Genomic DNA, 237 nt, shown 5'->3' with positions numbered 1-237 from the left:
TCGTCCCATGCCGTTTTTTGAAAAGGTCTGATGGTCTAGGCGGCCAAAGCTTAATACCTCAGCCAAGAGAATGTCATTTTGAGGTCTTTGGGCAATCAAATCACGTTCTGCCTGAGATGTAAATTGTTCAGGCACAATATAAATTTGGCTTCCTAAACCCATTTTTTGTTTTTCAATAATTTCATCCATTCAAAGATTGGTTTTTCCTGTACCTGCGGTGCAGATGATAAAGCGCAA

Annotated in this window: 1 protein-coding gene; it reads right to left on the bottom strand. The window is 40.1% G+C overall.

Features of this window, described 5'->3' with window-relative positions; all coding sequences use genetic code 11:
* Nucleotides 1-189 (bottom strand): hypothetical protein (locus tag NE558_RS14325; protein WP_256150844.1); only part of this gene is annotated, 189 nt, incomplete at its 3' end.
* Nucleotides 190-237 lie beyond the last annotated feature (48 nt).

The sequence above is a fragment of the Anaerotignum propionicum genome (assembly GCF_024461735.1).
Taxonomy (GTDB): Bacteria; Bacillota; Clostridia; order Lachnospirales; family Anaerotignaceae; genus Chakrabartyella.
The sequence above is the reverse complement of the archived record's forward strand: the minus strand, read 5'-3'. Positions and strand labels throughout refer to the sequence as shown.